The sequence below is a fragment of the Marinirhabdus gelatinilytica genome (assembly GCF_003353425.1).
Lineage (GTDB): Bacteria > Bacteroidota > Bacteroidia > Flavobacteriales > Flavobacteriaceae > Marinirhabdus > Marinirhabdus gelatinilytica.
On the sequence record NZ_QRAO01000001.1, the window covers coordinates 197,215 to 216,866 of the forward strand.

Genomic DNA, 19,652 nt, shown 5'->3' on the forward strand with positions numbered 1-19,652 from the left:
AGCAAGACTGAAAGGGCTTTTTTTCTGATGGCTTATTCAAATAAATTAGTTGCTCTCAGAAAGTGGAATTGGGAGCACATTAAAAATTTGGTCTCCTGGTCTATCTATAGGTAACGTATTGGAACGTCCGTATCTTCTAAGATCGAACATCCTATGGTTTTCTGCCCATAAAGAATAGCGTCTTTGCATTAAAAGCTCGTCTACTAGTTGCTCTGAAGTTGGATTACCACCATAATCCTTTGCTTCAAGGCCTGCAGAAATTCGTATAACATCCAGAGCATTTTGTGCAACGCCCAAGTTACCTGCTATAATGTTCGCTTCGGCAAAGAGTAATATAAGCTCTTCATTCCTCAACAAATCTATAGGGGATACATTAGATTCATATAATGTACTTTCAAAATTACTGGTTAGGCCGTCCTGAGTGGATGGGTCCGGTCGTTCAGCAGTTTTATTTTCAACTCTCAAATCTCCGTCTTCGGCATCATCAATAAAACTAGGGTGTACAATTATCTGGTCACCGTTGTTTGGATTGTCTTCGGTAGATGCTGGTCTAAAAACTGGGTTTGCCTGATCCCCACTACCCAATCCAAATATGTGTTTAGGTCCTGTATTTAAATCCCCTGCAATATCGAAATATGAGTTAGAGAACAAATTCAAGGAGCCAGAACCATCACCATCATAAACTGCTGCCATAGCTGCAATCGCTCTATTGTATTGTGCAAATGTTGAAGGGGTATCGAAGCCTGAAAACCCTTCACTCAAAGAGAAAGGAAATTCTCCTCCTGCCCCATTTAGATCGTCCAAGGCGTCATCCAGCATTCCTCGAATGGCATCCATAGCTGGTCCAAAGTCTAAAATTGGACCAAGATTGTCCGGATCTTCTATATCAATTCTTGCCATACCATAGGATTTGAGTACCTGTATAAGCTCATAGGCCATCATGGTTTTTGCATATCCTGTATAAGCATTAGCCTCGGCAGCGGTAACTGCGCTTGTGTTATTTGCTGCATTTATAAGTATGCTTGCATTTTTAACACATCTATAGTTTCCGTTCCATTGTGCAACACTGTAGAACGAGTTGTTGTCTAATCCAATTCCATTTTTACCTAAAAGGTCTCCAGTATTCCTAGGGTCTGCATCAAACAAATACAGCTCTCTTGCCATAGTTCCACTAGCGGTGGTTTCAATACCCAAGCCATTTCTTTTGGTGGCCTCGATACCTACCACTAGTTCATTAAGCTGTCCTTTGGAAGCTTCTTCCTGTACACCGTCCAAACTTGGCCCATTAGGGTCTATCACCTCTTCAAAGGTACAAGATGAGAAAATTGCTAGGGAGAAAGCAATCAAAGTCAACTTTGTTATATTCATTATAGTTTTTTTCATCATCAATTATTTTTAAAAGTTAACATTAAGGTGGAAATACACCTGTCTAGAACTTGGGAAAGGAGTAACTTCAATACCGCTTGAAAGCCCGGCACCTCCATTTACAGAAACTTCTGGGTCATAACTAGAATAATCTGTTACTGTAAAGATATTTCTTCCTGAAGCTCCCAGTTTAACGCTTTCTACATTATCACCAAAAACCCTGTCAACAAATTTTGAGGGAACCCTATAATAAAGGGCTGCTTCCCGCAGTTTCAAATAACCTGCTGGCTCTACAAACCTAGCCGCATTTGCTGGTGTTTCTAAACGAGCTTGTCCTTCTGGAGTTTCAAGATCGGGAGTTGTTTGCCCCAAGTCAGTTAAGAATTTTGACAAGTTCAGGTTTTCGCCACCTTCTTTAAGCTGAAATAGAAAAGAAAGATCAAACTGTCTAAAGAGAGTAAGAGTATTGCTCATTGCCATTTGAAAATCTGGCTCGACATCTCCTACTTGGGTAAGCTCTCCATCAATATTACCTACCAATTGGGTTACTGGTTTCCCTTCTTCAATAAAGAAAGTTCCCAGGCCTGTTCCAAATCCTGCTCCCGGCTGGGCAAAGGCTGGTACATCTAAACGGGTAACTTCGGACTGGTTTTTATAAAACTGAACTCTCGTGTTCCAGCTAAAACGTTCTCCGCGTATAACATCTGCCGTCAGGGCCAGTTCAATACCTTTGTTCTCTAGATCTGCCAAGTTGGTTGTTTCTTGGGTAAAACCAGAAGCGGCAGGCAATGCTCTTGTAAGTATCAAGTCATCTACTTGTTTTTTGTAGTAGGTCGCCTCAAGTGAAATACGGCTATTGAACAATCCTACATCCAATCCAACCTCAAGCTCTCTTGCTGTTTCTGGCTCAATGTCTGGATCACCTTTTGCTCCTAACAAGGATTGACCAATGTCTCCCCCAATATTTGCTGTAGTGAGACTGGTAAAAGTCGCTCCAAAACCAGCAGGGTTTCCAGTTTCACCATACGCACCTCTTAATTTAAATTGGTTTAGGGCATCTAAGTTCCAAAAGTCAAAATTTGCTAAGTTAAGTGCTAACGAAGCTTTTGGGAACCCATAGAGTTCATTTGGATCTCCGTTTCTTGTAGATTGGTCTAAACGATAACCAACCGTAGCGATAATCTGGTCTCTATAGTTTCCTTCAACTTGTCCAAAGTATCCAAAATCCTGCTCTTCACGCAATGTTTGTCGAATGGTTTGGTTTACTGAATTTGAAACATTTGTCTGGCCAGCAGCCAATTGTGCACCTGTGCTCAACACAGCATCTGCATCCTGGTATAAGTAGGTAAGACCTGCTTGGGAGGTTATTCCTAAATCATTGTCCAATGCATCGTGGTTCCAAACGAATATGGCTTGTGAATTAAACTGAGTAAAGTTGTTTTTCCCAACACCTATAAAGCCTTCTTGACCATTTATTTGTGCTTGGTGGGTTTCTGGCACATATACGTATGTCTCGTTGGATAGATAATCTATACCACCACTGGTTATAAGTTTTATCCTGTTCTTATCAGTGTTAAGAAGTTTTGTGGTCAAGGATAGACCTTGGACAAACCTGTTGTTGTCATCTTCATTTTTTGCATTGTCCCTTACAAAAATGGGGTTTCCAGGATAATTTGGATTGTTGGGATAGTTTCCTTGTGCATCGGGGAACAAATCATTCCAGGGTCTTGTAAATGCGAGGGTATATCCGTAACTTAAACCTCCTTCGTTCTCATTACCCGTAAAGCTTCTACTTGAGCTGCTTCTCACGTAATTAGAATTAGAAGAGAAACTAAATGTTTCAGAGATTGTATGATCTATATTGGCCCGTAACGAAAGCCTTTCAAAACCAGTATTTTTGATTATACCTTCTTCATCTCTATACCCAACACCTGTGTAAAACTTTGTTTTTTCGTTTCCTCCAGTTACACTTACGCGCGTCTCAGTAATAAAACCATCGTTACCGTAAATTATATCTTCGAAATCGTATAATTCGCCTCTGGAGTTAATAGTGTTTTCATATTTTATTCTTTCATCTGTACCAAACACCTCTTGCACGCTCTCGCGTGTCCATGGTCTGTTACCCAATCTGTTTTGGATTGTATTGATACCAGTGTCTTGACTAAAACTAACCTTGGTCTTACCTCTCTTACCTTTTTTCGTAGTAATAATGATAACACCTGCATTTCCTCGTTGACCATAAATAGCCGCTGCTGAAGAACCTTTGAGGATTTCTATATCCTCAATATCGTTAGGATCAAGGTCTGCCAAACGGTTCCCCGAGTTTTCTTCGTTACCAGCATTGGCACCAGAAGCAAAACGCAGACCTGACGGGATCTCTACATTGTTATAGTAAACACCATCTACAATAATCAAAGGTTGGTTGTTACCATTAATAGAGGATACCCCACGCAGTCGAAGTGCAAAGCCACCTCCAGGTGCTCCAGATGATGATGTAATATTTACACCCGTCACTTTACCATAAAGTGCTCCATCCACTGTGGCCTGGGCGGTTGTTCCTACCAGTTCTTCGGCACTTACGCTGGATACTGCATTGGCAGCATTCTCACGTTTAATAGAAGTTCCAAGACCCGTAATTACTACTTCATCCAATGCCTGAGCAGATTCTTTAAGGGTAATATTGGTAACCCCTAATACGGTCACTGTTTCCTCCCAAGTAGCGAAACCTAAAGAAGAAAAAACCAAGGTTGTGGGAATAGATGGCACATCAATAGAGTAGTTTCCATCAATATCAGTAGTTGTACCCACTGTGGTTCCTTTTACTATTACATTTGCAAAGGGAACTGTCTGCCCACTTTCATCTGTTACCTTACCAGAAATAGTGTTCTGTGCAAAAACAAAGCACGGTAACAAAAATAAAAACAGCAGGAGTCTCCCGCGATAAAAGTTGTTTTGTTTCATAGTTTATGATTTAAGTTATAGTTCGTCTAAATTAATGTTAAATAATCAAAGTTTGTAGGCTTTTTTTATAAATATTTCAACATTAACAATATTGCATTAAATATTTTTATCAATATCTCTGAAAATCACAACTATACAATATTTTATAGTCCATCCCATATTATCTTCCTAAATTTGCACCTTTAAATTTCAGCAGAAATGTATAGATCACACACCAACGGAGAGTTACGTGAATCGCACGTAGGGCAACAAGTTACATTAGCAGGATGGGTACAAAAAACCCGTGATAAAGGGTTTATTGTATGGGTAGATTTAAGAGATAGATATGGCATCACACAACTTGTGTTTGATGAAGAGCGAACCCCTAAAGAAATGATGGAAACCGCCTCAAGATTGGGTCGAGAGTTTGTAGTACAGGTTTCTGGGGAAGTTATTGAACGAGAGTCCAAAAACCCCAATATACCTACGGGCGCTATTGAAATTTTGGTGAAAGAAGTAGCCATACTAAACCAATCCCTTACCCCCCCTTTTACTATTGAAGATGAAACCGATGGCGGTGAGGACCTACGCATGAAGTACCGCTATCTGGACATTCGCCGCAACCCTGTGCGCGAAAATCTAGTGTTTCGCCATAAAGTGACCATGGCTGTGCGCAACTATCTGTCCGAGAAGGATTTTGTTGAAGTTGAAACTCCCTACCTCATAAAATCGACCCCAGAGGGAGCACGTGATTTTGTAGTGCCAAGTAGAATGAACGAGGGCCAATTTTATGCACTCCCCCAATCACCACAAACCTTTAAACAATTGTTGATGGTGGGCGGAATGGACAAATATTTCCAAATCGTAAAATGCTTCCGCGATGAAGACCTACGTGCCGATAGACAACCTGAGTTTACACAGATTGATTGCGAAATGGCCTTTATAGAGCAAGAAGATATCCTGAATACATTTGAAGGCCTCACCCGCCATTTGCTGAAAGAGATAAACGGGGTTGAAATAGGCGAATTCCCAAGGATGCAGTACGACGATGCCATGCGCCTGTACGGAAACGACAAACCGGACATTCGCTTCGGGATGGAATTTGGCGAGCTCAATGAAGTAGCACAACACAAAGATTTCAATGTTTTCAACAAAGCCGAGCTGGTAGTGGGTATTGCCGTGCCAGGTGGAAACAAATACACCCGTAAAGAAATAGACAAACTCATTGATTGGGTAAAACGTCCACAAGTAGGTGCATTGGGAATGGTATATTGCCGTGTGAACGAAGATGGAACCTATAAATCATCAGTAGATAAGTTTTACGATCAAGAAGATTTGGCTTCATGGGCCGAAGTCACGGGTGCAGAGAGAGGCGACATCGTTTTTGTGCTTTCGGGCGAAACCAATAAAACGAGAGCGCAACTTTCAGCCCTACGAATGGAACTGGCAGAACGTATGGGCCTTCGTAGAGCAGACGAGTTTGCACCCCTTTGGGTGGTAGATTTCCCGTTGTTGGAACTGGACGAAGAGACAGGTCACTACCACGCAATGCACCACCCCTTTACTTCTCCAAAACCGGGGCAACTGGAATTGCTGGATACAAAACCCGACGAGGTAAAAGCAAACGCCTACGATCTGGTCTTGAACGGAAATGAGATAGGTGGTGGCTCCATACGTATCCACGATAAAAAAACACAGGCTATCATGCTGAAACATCTTGGCTTTTCTGAAGAGGAAGCAAAGGCACAGTTCGGCTTCTTGATGGATGCTTTTGAATACGGCGCACCGCCCCATGGCGGTATCGCATTTGGTCTGGACAGATTGGTCGCTATTTTGGGTGGCCAAGAAACCATACGCGATTTTATTGCTTTTCCAAAAAACAACGCAGGCCGAGATGTAATGATAGATGCACCAGCACCTTTGGATCAAGAACAACTGCAGGAGTTGAACTTAAAACTGGATTTATAATTGTTTTAATTTGAGGTACGTACTTATTATATTGTTCATATTGATCGCCGCTTCGGTAGGTTTTGGCTTTTATATTAAGTCCGAAGATCTTAAGACAGGGGAGTTTTGTATTGGTATAGGCATTGTTGCCTTATTTTTTGTGTGGATGCCACTTTTTATCTACCACCGCTGGCGAAAACGGAGTTTTAAGGACTATATGCTCACCAAGGAAAACTTAGATAAAATGCGTGAAGCAGGGAAAGACAAAAAGCTGTAAGTTGCTTGCCCTTAAAAGGTTCTCTCCGTTTTTTCAATAATGAAACCTATTGATTTTCAAAGAGTTTTTTTTCAAATAGTTACAATTTCATAACCTGTGGTTCCATAAAAAACGTAACTTTGCCACTTATTAATTATATTTTTTTATTACAATGGAAGGAACAGTAAAGTTTTTTAACGAATCAAAAGGTTACGGATTCATCACCAACGATGAAACTGGAAAAGACATTTTTGTACACGTAACCGGACTTAATGGCGAAGCCCTTAACGAAGGTGACAAAGTAGAATATGTTGAAGAAGAAGGAAGAAAAGGAATGGTAGCAGGTCAAGTACGCGTGCTCCACGACTAAGATATATATTCGTACAACCAACCATCAAATCCTCCAAGGCCTTACGCTTTGGAGGATTTTTTATTGAGTTTTATTTTGCCCTAGGCTTAACACCCCCTAGTCCCCTCAAGGGGACAATTCACCCCCCCTTGAGGGACTTTAGGAGTGTTCCTTCACTAGTGTCAATTCAAATTCCGTTTTTCTATAAAAAAGCGTTTTAAAAGCGTTGAGGCCTCCTCAGCCAAGACACCGCCCTCCATTTTTGTTTTGGGATGTAGTTTGGTCCCCATCTCAACACAACCCCTTTGCTCGTCTCTTGCACCATATACAATTCTGGAAATCTGGCTCCAGAACAACGCTCCGGCGCACATTTGGCAAGGCTCAATAGTTACATACAGGGTACAATCCAGTAAATACTTTCCGCCCAGATAATTGGCAGCAGCTGTGATGGCCTGCATTTCGGCGTGGGCAGTCACATCGTTTAGTGTTTCCGTGAGGTTATGGGCCCTGGCTATAATCTGGTTCTTCACCACGACCACAGCACCAATGGGTATCTCGTCTTTATCATAGGCTGCTTCTGCTTCTTGAAGCGCTTTTTTCATAAAGTAGGTGTCGTCGAAGGGTTGGATCATTTTTTGAATCGTTTAGGGGTTTAACGCCAATGTGTTTAGCCTCATTACAAAACTTTAATTCATTTGCCACTACGTTGGGATTTGTACAACCCGTCTAACATAGCTGTAATATCCGTAATGGATACTCTAATTTCATTATAATCTGAAGCATCCAATAATTCCAGATCGTTTGCTAAAATTGATTGATTTAATAATTCTAATGCCGAGCTATAAGCTATTTCCGTAAACCTAGCTTTATCTTTTGAGGAGTGCCTTCCTGTACCTTCAGCAACATTTGAAGAAATTGAAACAGCACATCTTCTCATTTGACTTGTAAGCCCAAATTTTTCTTCAGAAGGGAAACCCTTGGTGCATTTATAAATTTTAACAGCTAATTGTCTTGAATGTTGCCAAACCCTCAATTTTTCAAATGCATACAGTCTCATAATAAAATAATCTGGTGTTAAAATAACTAAACTTTTAAACACTAAACGCCTTAACCTTTGCAATTTCTATAAAAAATCAAACTCTAGATAGCAAAATGATTTTAGCAAAACAGGAGAAAAGCTAATTAGCTTCGGAGTACGTATGGCGTAACACTATAAAAGGTCTATAGGATTATAGTAAACAAATCTAAAATCTAAAACCCTCATTTGGTATCTTTGTTCCAATGCCTAAAAACCTGCTACATACCATACAACTTCCCAAAGACCTTCGGAAACTTCCTGAGGACCAACTCCCGCAACTTACACAAGAATTACGCGATTTTATCATCAACGCCGTAGCCACAAAAGAAGGGCATTTGGGCGCTAGTTTGGGCGTTGCAGAATTAACGGTTGCGCTGCATTTTGTCTTTAACACACCCAAGGATCTATTGGTGTGGGACGTGGGACACCAAGCCTACGGACATAAAATATTGACCGGTCGTAGGGATAATTTTCATACCAATAGGCAACTTGGAGGATTGAGCGGTTTTCCAAAACGTTCCGAAAGTGAGTACGACACTTTTGGCGTTGGACACAGCAGCACGGCAATCTCGGCAGCGTTGGGCATGGCCATTGCCAATAAGCTTAAAGGCGACACCACTACACAGCATATTGCCGTAGTGGGCGATGCGTCCATTGCCAGCGGAATGGCCTTTGAAGCCCTGAACCACGCTGGGGTTACCAATACCAATCTGCTTGTAATACTGAATGACAATGCCATTGGGATAGACCCTAGCGTTGGTGCATTAAAAAACTATTTGACCCAAGTAAATCTGGACGGCGCCCCTGAGACCGATACCATTTTTGAAGCCTTAAGTTTTAATTATTCGGGACCCGTAGATGGGCACGATCTTTCAGTCTTGATTGCTGCATTGGAACGGTTGAAAAACATTGAAGGTCCCAAGGTGTTACACGTGATCACTAAAAAAGGAAAAGGCTTGCGTCAAGCCGAAGAGGACCAGGTAAAATACCACGCGCCAGGAAAGTTTGACGCCAAAACAGGCGATTTGCATCCAAGATCCAATGAAGTACTGCCTCCAAAATTTCAAGATGTATTTGGAAAAACATTGGTGGAACTCGCTGAAAAAAACAAGAACATAGTAGGAATCACCCCCGCCATGCCTACGGGCAGCTCCTTAAAGTTTATGATGGAAGCATTTCCAGATAGGGCTTTTGACGTGGGTATTGCCGAGCAACATGCCGTAACATTTGCGGCAGGGTTGGCAACACAAGGAATGACCGTGTTTTGCAACATCTATGCTACCTTTTTACAACGCGCCTACGACCAAGTGATCCATGATGTTTGTTTGCAAAAGCTACCGGTGATTTTTTGCTTGGACCGTGCCGGAATCGTTGGCGAGGACGGCGCAACGCATCATGGTATATTCGATTTGGCACATTTACGTAGCATCCCAAACCTTATTGTTTTTGCGCCGCGAAACGAAATTGAACTTAGAAACATTTTATATACGGCCCAACTAGGATTAGAGCTGCCCATCGCCATTCGGTATCCGCGTGGGAGAGGCAACATTTTGGAATGGGAACATCCTTTTCAAACCATTGAGATAGGGAAAGCGGCCCCGTTAAAGAATGGTGGTGACATTGGCGTTTTAAGTATTGGCACAGTGGCAAACAATGTAACTGAAGCTATTACTGAAATCGAAAGTTCTTCAGCAGAAAAAATTGCACATTACGACATTCGGTTTTTGAAGCCTTTGGATACTGGATTAGTACACAAAATTTTCAGCAACCATAAGCACATTATCACTGTAGAGGATGGCGTAAAAAAAGGAGGATTGGGAAGTACCATTCTTGAATTTGCCGCCGAAAACAATTATGAGAATCCCGTCAAAATACTTGGTATCCCAGATGAGTTCCCTGAGCAAGGGACTGTTGAGGAATTGCAGGATATGGTTGGGATTTCATCTAGTAAAATCGTTGAAGCAATTCAAAGCCTACTTCCAGCAGTGTGATTTCTCGCTACGCTTCGAAACGACTACTGAAGACACTACAAATTCCCTTTAATTTTCTGAAACAATTGTAGTGCCTGTCCATCGGTCAACATGGAGACGTGGTTGCAACACAGCATAAGATAACCGTATGTGCTGGACGGAATAGGGGTCCCCTCAAAACTCTTCAACATCAATTTATCATAGTGACGCAGGGTGCCGTTTGCTTCGTTTTCAAAAGCTGCTGTATAAGCATCCAATAACGTGGAGAGAATTTGATATCCCGCCAACTCTTTTTCAACAACTTCTGGGCTTTGGTAAATCTTGGAAATACTTTCTTTTATAATGTCTGTAATCTGTGCCCGGTAACGGCTCCTGTCCAACAATGCTTCGGTAAATTCCCCTTTTAAAATGCTTTCTTCATTTTCAATAAAAATTTGGACTGCTTCAGAAATAAGGGTGTTGATGGCGAGCGACCTGAGATATGCCAACCTATCCTTGGATTGCGAGAGGCCTGCATATTTTTCTTTGTTGATCGAGTCTTTTACCAATTGAAGCAGATATTCCAAAGCGGTTTCCTCGGGAATCCAGCCCAGGTTTATACCATCTTCAAAATCTATGATGGTGTAGCAAATATCATCTGCGGCTTCCACGAGAAAACACAGTGGGTGGCGGTGGTAGCTCATGTTTTCTTCGGCCCCACGTTTCATAAGCCCTAAAGTTTCAGCGACCTCTTTAAAAAAGGCAACATCATTCTGAAAAACTCCGTATTTTTTATCTGCTATGTGCTTTGTAGGTTTCTTGGGAAGGCTTTCTTTGGGATACTTCATAAAAGCACCCAGTGTTGCAAAAGTAAGCCTAAGTCCGCCGTACACACCGTTCTTGCTTTCGGTCAAAATTTTGAACCCGTTGGCATTTCCTTCAAAATCTACAAGATCTTGATACTGTTTTGGTGTGAGTTTGGACTTGAACCGTTGCCCCTCCCCACTTAAAAAATAGGTGCCAATCGCCTTTTCACCACTATGCCCAAAAGGGGGGTTTCCAATATCGTGTGCCAAGGCTGCCGCTGCCACGATGGCACCAAAATCGGTAGACTGGTACCCGTGTACCTTATACAAATGTGGGTGTTTTTCCAAGATCGCTTTACCCACTTGCCTGCCTAAGGAACGTCCCACAACACTTACTTCCAAGCTGTGGGTAAGACGGGTGTGCACAAACGATGTTTTAGAGAGTGGGATTACCTGTGTTTTGTCCTGCAAGCTCCGAAATGCCGATGAAAATATCACCCTGTCGTAATCTACTTCAAACCCTGTGCGGGATTCGTTTTCTTCTATTCGTAATCTTTTTTTAGTATCACCCTGCTTTTGTAGCGAGAGTAAATCTTCCCAGTGCATCATTGTGTAACATTGAGCAAGCAAGATACCAAATTAGCTAAAATTTCAGACTACAAAAACAGATCAATTCCTTAATCTGAAATGAACACTTATCCTATAAAACCGGTATAGTTTTGATGTGCAAACCGTATGTAAACTCCATAACATTAAGGTAACATAAACCTTACATAATGCTAAAGGAACGGTAACATTCAGGTAACTGCATCTCGCAATAATGTGGGTTTATTTGCATCATAAAATTGAAATAACACTTAATTTAAAACTAAAATGAAAAAATTCTTTCTTTCCCAAGTTGCTCTTGTAGCATTCTCATTGTTACTTATAGGATGTAGCAGTGACGATAATGACCCTATTGACGTTAGCGATGACGTTGACCCTGTAGATAGTGTAATTACAGGACAAATAACTGAAGACATAACATTAACCAATGATGTTATATGGACCTTGGATGGTCGTGTAACAGTAGTAGATGGGGTTACCTTGACCATTGATCCTGGAACTATCATCAAGGCATTGCCAGGACAAGAGGCAAATGCTTCAGTATTGATTATTGCCCGTGGTGGTAAAATCCAAGCGAACGGAACTTCAAGTGCTCCGATTATCTTCACGTCTAGCACAGACAATATTGAACTTGGACAAACTGCCGGAACCAACCTTGACGAAAACGACAGAGGTCTTTGGGGTGGCGTTATCGTTCTTGGACGTGCAAGAGCTTCTTTATCAGGTGACGCTCCTGAGAACCAAATCGAAGGTATCCCTGCAAGTGACACTAATGGATTGTATGGAGGCACAAACGATGCTGACGATTCTGGAGCTATGAACTACGTTTCTATACGTCACGGAGGTACGTTGATTGGTGAAGGTAACGAAATAAATGGTCTTACCCTTGGCGGTGTAGGTTCTGGAACCACTATTTCAAACATTGAAGTAGTAGGAAATGTAGACGATGGTATTGAGTGGTTTGGTGGCGCTGTGAATAGCTCTAACCTTTTAGTCTGGGCACAAGGTGATGATGGTCTCGATATAGATGAAGCCTACTCTGGAACTATTTCAAATTCTTTGGTGATCGCTGGTGATGTTTCAGATCACGCCCTTGAAATAGACGGTCCTGCCGGATCTTTTCAAGCAGCTTTCGAAATTGACGGATTGACCCTTATAGGAAATACCACTACTGAAAACGGTGAGTATGCAGATTTTAGAGATGGTGCCTTAGGAACCGTAAGAAATGTATATGCAACAGGTTTCAAAGCTTCTGCAGATGTAGAGTTGGACAACAACGAGGTATCACAAAATTTCTTGGATGGATTGATCACTTTTGAAAACTGGGTATTGAACGGAGCGGACAACACCATTTTTGTTGAAAAAGTGGCTTGTATCGAAAACTGTGACGATAACGACCCCAACAACGATGTTACCGAAGAAATAATCATCCTAGACCCTACTTTTACCGAAAGAGCTGCTAACTGGACTACAACTGGTACCAGCGGTGGTGCTAACACAGGGGTGTTCTCTTGGACATACGCTAGTGCGAAGGGAGCTTTCTAAACAGTATATTCTCATAAATATACCACATAAATATCAAAATTAGCCAAACTTGCTCGTCTCGTAAATTTTACTAGGCGAGCAAGTTTATATAAAATACAACAATGAAAAATTTCCCGCTTTTATTATTAAGCATTTTCTTTTTCCAAGCCACTTTTGGCCAAACGGGAGTAACCGGAACCATTAATGATGGTGAATTTAACGATGTACTTCCTTTTGCAAACATTCTGGTAAAGGACACCCAAAAAGGGACCACTTCAGATTTTGAAGGAAAATACACCCTAGAATTGGAACCTGGAACCTATACGCTGGTCTATTCCTTCGTGGGATATCAAACCAAGGAGATTACAGATATCGTGGTAACCGAAGGCCAATTAACCAGCACCAATGTAACCTTGAGTGCCAGTACTGGCCAGCTGGACGAAGTGGTAATTACTACCACGGCACGCCAAAATACCGAAGCTGCTGTATTGAGTTTCCAAAAAAATTCGGTGAACCTACTCGATGGACTTTCGCTAGAAACCATAAAAAAAACTGGAGCGAGCGACATCGCTACTGCCGTAAAGAACGTTCCCGGCGTATCAGTACAGGGAGGGAAATTTGTGTACGTAAGAGGATTGGGAGATAGATACACCAAATCTATCTTAAATGGTGTAGATGTCCCTGGATTGGATCCAGACAGGAACACCCTTCAGCTGGATATTTTCCCAACCCAAATATTGGAGAATGTTATTGTAATTAAAGCCGCTACCGCAGACCAACCTGCTGATTTCACGGGAGGTGTTATAGACATTGTAACCAAGGACATTCCAACTCGAGAGGAATACAGCCTTTCCGTTGGTGCTACGTACAATTCAGATTTTCACTTTAAGGATGATTACCTAGCTTCAGAAAAAAGCCAGACAGATTTCCTTGGCTTTGACGATGGTTTACGGGACAACCCTTTAGCCAGCAACCAAGTTGTACCATTACCGCAAGAAAATGGTGAAATCGTAGAATTGATCACCCAACGTTTTGAAGAACGTTTGGCAGCACAGCGCGAGAACAGTTTTATGGATTTCAACTTCTCTGCCACCGCGGGAAATCAATATGATATTGGCGAAAACAAATTTGGCTATCTGGCTTCACTTTCTTATCGTAACGAAACTACGTATTACGACGAATATATTGACGGACAGATTTTCAGAAAAGATGAAGCAGACAAATCCAACTTCGACTTGCTTGCAGACCGTACCCAAAACGGCGAACTAGGAAGCAATAATGTCCTTGTAAGTGCTTTGGCCGGTTTATCGCTGAAATCTGAAAAATCGAAATACCGTTTCAACGTATTGCACGTACAAAATGGCGAGTCCCAAGCCTCCATTTTCAGGCAGAGTAACTTTATTATAAGCAGCAACAACATTAAAAAGGACAACCTGATCTATACACAGCGTTCTATAACCAATGGCCTTTTAAGTGGTAAGCACAGTCTTGGTGAAGAAAGCGACTGGACTGTGGAATGGAGCTTGTCCCCAACCTTGGCGCGTATAGAAGACAAGGATTTTAGAGTGACCCCGTTTAGAATAACCACAGACCCTGATACCGGTGAAGAAACATTTACCATAGAGCCCAGCGAGTCCGGAATTCCTTCGAGGTTCTACAGGGATTTGGAAGAAATAAGCCTGGCCGGTAAGTTGGACATAGAAAAGAAACATTCTCTTTTTGGCTTTGATGCAAAAGCTAAGTTTGGCGGAGCCTATACCTTCAAGAACAGAACCTTCGAGGTGCTAAAGTTCTCGATCCCTTCGTTGAATTTCCCTTCTGCAACACTCAATGGAAACCCAGATCTTCTCTTGGCAGACGAAAATGTGTATGATCCAGATACCAATAGCGGTTTCTATATACGCCAGGACTCGAACGATTCCGATTCGTTTGACTCGGATATGTCGATAGCTGCCGGGTATGTTTCGGAAGAATTTAAGGTTACCGATTGGCTCAACTCTATCGTTGGGGTTCGTTTTGAGCAATTCACACTAAATTATACTGGTGAAAGACAAGACGGTTCCTCGCTTGACAATGCTGAAATCTTGAACACACCGGATTTCTTCCCTTCAGTGAACTTAATTTTCGATCTTAATGAGGACGGTGACAAAAAAATACGTACGTCCTATTCTCGTACCACGGCTAGACCTTCGTTCAAGGAAGCCTCGCTGGCAGAAATTTTTGATCCTATAAGCAGTACTACATTTATTGGAAATATAGATCTGCAACCTACGTACATCAACAACTTCGACCTGCGTTTTGAAAAGTATGGGGAGTCCGGAGACTTTTTTGCCCTGAGTGGTTTTTACAAATCGTTCAAAGACCCAATCGAGCTTTCGTTCATTAGGAGGGCCTATGGCCAGTTCACACCTTTAAACCTTGGTGATGCCACTGTTTTTGGAGGAGAGATCGAAGTACGAAAGAACTTAGGGTTTATTAGAGGTCTTGACAATATGAACTTTAACGTAAACTTCTCCCTAATTGAATCGCAACAGGAATACAGCGAGGACGAACGGGAAGGAAGGCTGGACAACTTAAGGGAAGGTGAAACCCTGGACGATACACGACAGTTACAGGGACAGTCCCCATTTCTTATCAACCTTGGCCTGAATTACGAAGATGAAGGTTGGAACGCCGGTTTGTTTTACAACTCGCAAGGTAAAACTCTGCAAATTGTAGGCGCGGGTGATGTAGGAGATGTATTTACATTACCATTTCACAATGTTAAATTGAATCTTTCCAAGAGTTTTGGGGAGAACAACAATTCAACTATTTCCCTGAAGTTTGAAAACCTATTGGATGATGATATTGAGAGTGTATACCAATCCTTCGGTACCGAGGACGAGCTGTATTCCAGATGGAATCCCGGACAGGACATTAGCTTAAGTTATAGTGTGCGGTTTTAATTGTTTTAATTGAATAAAAAAAGGGCGGTCAAAATTGTTTTGACCGCCCTTTTTACTTATAAAATGTTTAATTATTTATAGGAAACCACACGGGTATCTTTTGCCTCCCAAGTGTTTACTTTAGCAATTTTTGAATTTGCATAGGTAACCTCTTTCATTGTATCTCCCTGGTAAAATTTCCAGGTTCCTACTTTGTTACCATTGTCGTATTGGGCTACGGCCAGTTTTTTTCCATTGGCGTCGTAGCTTACCCATTCCCCATGTAATTTATTTTCCTTGGTATAAAATCCAGTTTGGGCTATGGCACCGTTATCATGGTATTGTACGGTTTTTACAAGCGCTCCATCAATAGTTAGTTTTTCTTTATTATCAGTCTGTGCTAGCGCTATTGAAAGGCTAAAAAAACAAACTAAAATTAATACTGCATTTTTCATATCGGGACAATTTATTAATGTTTACGTTACAAATATATGTTATATTATACATTAAAGCAACTATTTGGTAACATTAAGTTAACATTAAGACTTTATTAATCTAATAATCAAGTTTTTATACTGACAGTCTTAATGTTAAGTTTTACAGAGATTATGGTTTTGCCGTTAGTATAAACTGCTATCGTTTCAATTTATTTATCTGAAAGTATCACTTCATAACATTTTGGTAACATTTGCTTCAAAAATAAATTTCAATTTTGCCTGTACCGTATTTTTCTCCTATGGATAACATTTATTTGATTATGTTGATAGCGCTTGCCGGACTTGCTATTGCAGATTTGGTAGTGGGCGTGAGCAACGATGCCGTTAATTTCTTGAATTCGGCTATAGGTTCAAAAGCTGTTACATTCAGAACCATCATGATCGTTGCTAGTATAGGGATAGCCTTTGGAGCACTGTCTTCTAGTGGTATGATGGAAGTAGCCAGAAAAGGTATCTTTATGCCAGAAAAGTTCTATTTCGATGAGATCATGATCATTTTCATGGCCGTCATGATTACCGACATCCTCTTACTGGACTTCTTTAACAGCATCGGCCTCCCAACCTCCACTACCGTGTCCATCGTATTCGAACTATTGGGGGCGGCAGTTTGTATGTCGCTTATCAAGATATCGAACAACAACGACAACATCCTTCAGCTTGGTGAGTATATAAATGGCGACAAGGCAACCGAAATCATCGTAGGGATTTTGCTGTCGGTCGTCATTGCCTTTACCGTAGGTGCCATTGTACAATTTATATCTCGTTATTTGTTAAGTTTTAATTTTCAAAAAAAACCGAGCTGGGTTGCAGCATTTTTTGGAGGCGTATCCATCACTTCCATTGCCTATTTTATCATTATCAAAGGATTAAAAGGGGCCGATATCCTTCCAGCAACTTTTAGTGCTTGGGCCAGCAATAACCTATGGCAATTCTTAGCCGCGAACTTTATTGTATGGTCGCTAATTTCGTTTTTAGTTATTTCAGCTTTTAAGACGAATATCTATAAGATAATCATTATCCTAGGAACATTTGCCTTGGCCATGGCATTTGCGGGCAATGACCTGGTAAACTTTATAGGGGTACCTATCGCTGCTCTTAACTCCTACGAAAGCTGGGTTGCCTCTGGTGTACCGGCCTCAGAATTCAGCATGGAAGGCCTAGCGGCCAAAGTGCCCACACAACCCCTGTTGTTGCTTTTGGCAGGTGTGATTATGGTACTCACGCTTTGGTTCAGTGAAAAGGCACGACGGGTTGTAAAAACATCTGTAGATCTTTCCCGACAGGACGAAGTAAAAGAGCGCTTTAAACCCAATTGGCTCTCACAATATCTGGTACGAGGTGTTAAGTATATAAACATAGGCGTTTCCAAGATATTGCCAGACACTGCCAAACGAAGCATCGAAAAAAGGTTTGCGGTACCCACGGCAAAGCGCATCATTGAAAAAGACGCACCAGCTTTCGATATGGTACGCGCTGCAGTAAATTTAATAGTAGCCAGCGTACTTATCTCTATTGCCACAGGAATGAAACTGCCCCTTTCCACTACCTATGTAACATTTATGGTGGCGATGGGAACATCATTGGCCGATAAGGCTTGGGGCAGCGATAGTGCAGTATATCGAGTAGCGGGCGTAATCAATGTTGTTGGAGGTTGGTTCATGACGGCCATTACTGCATTTATATCAGCTGCAATATTAGCATACCTTATCTATCAATTCGGAGCTGTAGCCCTTGCAATTCTCCTCCTGGCAGCACTATTTTTTATCATTCGCAATTTTGTTAAAGGGAAGAAGAAAGCTACAGAGCTTAAAGAAGAAATGAATTTCAAGAAAGCTGAAAGTTCCTCTTTGATAGGGGTGATAGAAGAAAGCTCCAACAATGTAGCGACCGTAATGAAGCGTGGTACCAAATTACTCTCCTACAGTATAGAGAACTTGGGCAAACAAGATCTCTCTGGGCTTAAAAAGGGACAAAAGCAGGCCTATAAGCTGAGTGACGAGATGGAGGATTTGGGCAACCACGTATTTATCTACATGAGGAATCCAGATGAAACACAAGAGGGCGCCAGCCGTTTCTATCTTTTGGTACAGGATATTTTGCAGGACATCGTACAATCGCTCACCCTTATTAGCAACAAAAGCTACAAACACGTGAAGAACGGGCACAAAGGTTTAAAGTACAACCAAATTAAAGGATTAAAACAGGTTGAAGAAAAGCTATCCGCCCTTTTCGAAAAGGTACGGGTTGAATTTAGTAACAACACGCTAGAAAACCTGCCAAGTATCATAGACGAAAAGCAAGCCTTTTTGGACTATATAGGCCTTGAGATTGAAAAACAGATACAGCGCACCAAAGAGGGTGATTCCAGCCCAAGGAACAACTCGTTGTACTTCTCTATCCTACTAGAGTGTAAAGATTTGGTGGAAAGCACTACCGAACTTTTAGAGCATTACTACCTGGAGAACGACAAGGCAAAGAAAGCGGATTTATTGTAAAATACATTATCTATGTTTTTGTAGTCTAGCATTAGTAGCCATAGTGAAAATTATTAGTTGAAGTAAATATCCCAATAAAAAAAGAGCCCTTCGGCTCTTTTCCAATATTGCTTATAAAAACTATTTAAGCTACGGTACTCCAAAGGGTTTTGATTTCTTTGCAACTTTCTTCCAACTCACTCATCATTTTGGATGTGCGTTTCGGAGCTATTATATTTGTATTTTGAAATACGTCTACCATAACACACATTTCTTTCGTTACAATTTCACCCTCCTTGGCGACAATCTCATCTAAATATTTATAAAGTAGTGTGGCTATTCTTCGAGACTGCTTAGTGGTAAAAGATGTGCTTTTAGCAATTCTTATTTTTAACGCCCCCAAATAAATTCTTCCGTCAATTTTTACACGAACTATAATATCTGGTGACACTATAACTCTTACTCCTTCAATGCTAATTGAGGTGATTTTTGGTCTCTTAACTATTTCGTAAGAATAATCTTCTAGAAAATCTGGTAGCTTCATCCTGAGAAACCTTGTTAGAGCCTCAATCGATACCAATTTGTCATTTCGCTTCCAATCTGTATCTGGCACCTTTTTCTTCAACTCTTTTATCCCTTCAAGTATTGGAGCCAATTCTCCAGAATTCGAATAACTTTTTTTAATTCTCGAACGTGCCATAGAATATCGTGCTACAATAATTGGATTTGGTTTTTTTTGTTGAAGTATTATTCGTCTTTTCCTTGCATCAGATCCCTCAGGGAATGTAGCTAACTGATTAGCTGAAATTTTAATATCTTTCATTTTACTGATATTTTGTTATTAAAAATTGTGAATAAGTGTTGTTAATTACTTGTTCACTATATTAAAAAATACAGAACATTTTGTCTTGTTAAGAAAGATTCATTTAGCTACTTT

General features: G+C 41.2%; 14 protein-coding genes. 7 read left to right on the forward strand and 7 right to left on the reverse strand.

Features of this window, described 5'->3' with window-relative positions; genetic code table 11:
• Positions 1–45: 45 nt before the first annotated feature.
• Complete coding sequence (locus tag C8D94_RS00805; protein WP_245946159.1) at positions 46–1,368, reverse strand: RagB/SusD family nutrient uptake outer membrane protein; 1,323 nt, start codon at positions 1,366–1,368, stop codon at positions 46–48.
• Between the two features lie 27 nt (positions 1,369–1,395).
• A complete protein-coding gene (locus C8D94_RS00810) occupies positions 1,396–4,326 on the reverse strand; it encodes a SusC/RagA family TonB-linked outer membrane protein (RefSeq protein WP_115122012.1) in 2,931 nt (976 codons plus the stop codon).
• A 198-nt stretch (positions 4,327–4,524) separates the two neighbouring features.
• On the opposite strand from C8D94_RS00810, the gene aspS reads away from it, so the two are divergent.
• From aspS to C8D94_RS00825, 3 genes are all read left to right on the forward strand, one after another.
• Positions 4,525–6,273, forward strand: coding sequence for an aspartate--tRNA ligase (aspS, locus tag C8D94_RS00815; protein ID WP_115122013.1), 1,749 nt, complete (start codon positions 4,525–4,527; stop codon positions 6,271–6,273).
• A gap of 10 nt (positions 6,274–6,283) precedes the next feature.
• Positions 6,284–6,529, forward strand: a complete 246-nt coding sequence (locus C8D94_RS00820; RefSeq protein ID WP_115122014.1) for a hypothetical protein — start codon at positions 6,284–6,286, stop codon at positions 6,527–6,529.
• 151 nt (positions 6,530–6,680) lie between these two features.
• Complete coding sequence (locus C8D94_RS00825; RefSeq protein WP_115122015.1) at positions 6,681–6,878, forward strand: cold-shock protein; 198 nt, start codon at positions 6,681–6,683, stop codon at positions 6,876–6,878.
• 161 nt (positions 6,879–7,039) lie between these two features.
• Here the strand turns inward: C8D94_RS00825 and C8D94_RS00830 are convergent, their stop codons facing one another.
• Positions 7,040–7,489 carry a nucleoside deaminase gene (locus tag C8D94_RS00830; protein ID WP_115122016.1) on the reverse strand — a complete coding sequence of 150 codons (450 nt, stop codon included), beginning with the start codon at positions 7,487–7,489 and terminating at the stop codon, positions 7,040–7,042.
• A gap of 59 nt (positions 7,490–7,548) precedes the next feature.
• Positions 7,549–7,914, reverse strand: coding sequence for a four helix bundle protein (locus C8D94_RS00835; protein WP_115122017.1), 366 nt, complete (start codon positions 7,912–7,914; stop codon positions 7,549–7,551).
• A 224-nt stretch (positions 7,915–8,138) separates the two neighbouring features.
• Here C8D94_RS00835 and C8D94_RS00840 point away from each other — a divergent pair, with 224 nt between their 5' ends.
• Positions 8,139–9,926, forward strand: a complete 1,788-nt coding sequence (locus tag C8D94_RS00840) for a 1-deoxy-D-xylulose-5-phosphate synthase (RefSeq protein WP_115122018.1) — start codon at positions 8,139–8,141, stop codon at positions 9,924–9,926.
• A 35-nt stretch (positions 9,927–9,961) separates the two neighbouring features.
• On the opposite strand, the gene dgt is transcribed toward C8D94_RS00840, so the two are convergent.
• Positions 9,962–11,296, reverse strand: a complete 1,335-nt coding sequence (dgt, locus tag C8D94_RS00845) for a dGTP triphosphohydrolase (RefSeq protein WP_115122978.1) — start codon at positions 11,294–11,296, stop codon at positions 9,962–9,964.
• Positions 11,297–11,563: 267 nt separating this feature from the next.
• Between dgt and C8D94_RS00850 the strand changes: the two genes are divergently transcribed.
• Positions 11,564–12,841: a hypothetical protein gene (locus C8D94_RS00850; protein ID WP_115122019.1), complete on the forward strand. Its 1,278-nt coding sequence runs from the start codon at positions 11,564–11,566 to the stop codon at positions 12,839–12,841.
• Between the two features lie 101 nt (positions 12,842–12,942).
• On the forward strand, positions 12,943–15,765 hold the full coding sequence (locus C8D94_RS00855) for a TonB-dependent receptor (RefSeq protein ID WP_115122020.1): 2,823 nt from the start codon (positions 12,943–12,945) through the stop codon (positions 15,763–15,765).
• Between the two features lie 71 nt (positions 15,766–15,836).
• Here C8D94_RS00855 and C8D94_RS00860 read toward each other — a convergent pair whose 3' ends face one another.
• Positions 15,837–16,199, reverse strand: coding sequence for a toxin-antitoxin system YwqK family antitoxin (locus C8D94_RS00860; RefSeq protein ID WP_115122021.1), 363 nt, complete (start codon positions 16,197–16,199; stop codon positions 15,837–15,839).
• A 281-nt stretch (positions 16,200–16,480) separates the two neighbouring features.
• Here C8D94_RS00860 and C8D94_RS00865 point away from each other — a divergent pair, with 281 nt between their 5' ends.
• Entirely contained in the window at positions 16,481–18,736 is a 2,256-nt protein-coding gene (locus C8D94_RS00865; RefSeq protein ID WP_115122022.1) for an inorganic phosphate transporter, read from the forward strand.
• 124 nt (positions 18,737–18,860) lie between these two features.
• On the opposite strand, the gene C8D94_RS00870 is transcribed toward C8D94_RS00865, so the two are convergent.
• Positions 18,861–19,538, reverse strand: coding sequence for a hypothetical protein (locus tag C8D94_RS00870; RefSeq protein WP_115122023.1), 678 nt, complete (start codon positions 19,536–19,538; stop codon positions 18,861–18,863).
• Positions 19,539–19,652: the final 114 nt, after the last annotated feature.